Origin of the sequence: Streptomyces sp. NPDC059900, assembly GCF_050270335.1 — a bacterium.
Classification (GTDB): domain Bacteria; phylum Actinomycetota; class Actinomycetes; order Streptomycetales; family Streptomycetaceae; genus Streptomyces.
This window is the reverse complement of the sequence record NZ_JBNNJZ010001048.1, coordinates 1-1,552: the sequence shown is the minus strand read 5'-3', so window position 1 is coordinate 1,552 and position 1,552 is coordinate 1. Positions and strand designations below refer to the sequence as shown.

At 70.0% G+C, this 1,552-nt stretch carries 2 protein-coding genes; one reads left to right on the top strand and one right to left on the bottom strand.

Annotated elements, in window-relative coordinates:
* The first annotated feature begins 198 nt into the window (after positions 1 to 198).
* Entirely contained in the window at positions 199 to 633 is a 435-nt protein-coding gene (locus ACQKIP_RS47075) for a hypothetical protein (RefSeq protein ID WP_365865436.1), read from the top strand.
* Positions 634 to 1,210: 577 nt separating this feature from the next.
* On the opposite strand, the gene ACQKIP_RS47070 is transcribed toward ACQKIP_RS47075, so the two are convergent.
* Positions 1,211 to 1,552 (bottom strand): hypothetical protein (locus ACQKIP_RS47070; protein ID WP_427745828.1); only part of this gene is annotated, 342 nt, incomplete at its 5' end.

Genomic DNA, 1,552 nt, shown 5'->3' with positions numbered 1-1,552 from the left:
GGTCCCCCTCGCAACCATCCGCCACCTCGCCGACCTCGGCACCCACCTGGCCCACGCCCCCATCACGGGCACAGACCTCACCCGCCCCGGCAGCGTTCCCGACACCTTCCCCACCGACCAGGCCCACACCGCCGCCTGCCGCTACGGCGAGACCCCCTGAACCCCCGCACGCCCCTCTGCCCGTAAGGACACCCCGACATGACCAACCCGACCAGCCGCGTCCGCGGAACCGCCAAGACAACTCCGGATGAGGTCCGGCCGTTGCCCGCTGAGCCGATGGGGCCGGGCGAGCAGGCCGTACGCGAAGTGCTCGGCAACGACGAGGCATACCGCCACCTGCGGGCCCGCGCGCACTGTGGCGCCTCCGATGCTCTGCTGGCCCAGCTCGTCCTGGACACCGCCAAGGAGGCCGACCGGCTCTACGCACGCCTGCGACTGCAGGCCGCCCACGCCCGCGACCGCCTCAACGACGCGCTCAACTGCCGCCGCACGGCCGCCTTCATCCCCGTCAGCGGCGTACTCAACTCCTGCGGCCACAGCACCGACCTGCTGGCCGCCCGAACCGCCCAGCAGCTCAACCAGCTCGGCCTGGTCCTCGACGCCTACAAAACGGCCCTGCCCCGCACCCCATAGCCCCTGCCCCTGGCCGCGCCCCATCCGGGCACGGCCAGGGCTCCCGTGCACCCGCCGCAACGGCTGGCACCTCAAGGAGGACGCCCCCATGCCGCACATCGATCTTCACCGCCAACGCGCCCTGGTCCACGCCACGCTCAAAAACGCTGAACTCGTTGTGAGATCCGGCGGCGAACTGGGAGCTCCTCGTCTGGCAGAGTTGTTGACTGCCTCCAGTCACGCCGTCTGGTACGAACGAGGCGGCGCGAACGTGCCGCCCGAGACGGCCTGGATCAGCACGGAGGCGGCCTTCCAACTGGTATCGGGCGCCGGGTATGCCCTGCACGGCCACACTGATCCTCGACTGCCGGGCGAGCTGGACCGCCTGGACAACAGCTCCCTGGCCGTCAAGCTCAGCGCGTTCGAGACCGCCGCGGCGCGCACCGCAGAGAGGCCGCCTGCCGCCCGCACGTCCAGCCTCACCCCGTGGACCGCCACCGCCGGGCGGAACACACGACGCGCGAGGCCTTGTTCGTGCGCATGCCGCAGTGGCGGTTTCTGCGGGGGATGCGGACACGCAGGCTGCGGAGGGCGATGATCAATCGGTGCGGTCGGCTGTTGGCTCTGCGGAGCTTGTGAAGCGGAGACTGCGCAGCACGCCGGCCATGATCGGTGCATAACAGTCTTCCCAGTGCGTGACCTGGGGTGTGGAGAAAGCGATGAGGCACATACGCTGCTCGGCGTCGCCCAGGTCCGCAGGGATCGGGATGACCGCGTGGAACTGAGCCGTCAGCACCCTGATCTCCTCGCCGTTCGTGGAGAGGGCCGCAGGAAGGGCGTACTCCTGGCCTCCGGTGAAGACGGCGGCCTGACCGCAGGGGGCATCGATCACCGAGCCGGACCAGCCTGCACCACGCGATTTGAGGATGCTGCGTAGAGT

Excerpts from the sequence above, each read along its gene's own strand:
- ACQKIP_RS47075 (WP_365865436.1), top strand. The coding sequence starts at position 199 with ATGACCAACCCGACCAGCCGCGTCCGCGGAACCGCCAAGACAACTCCG.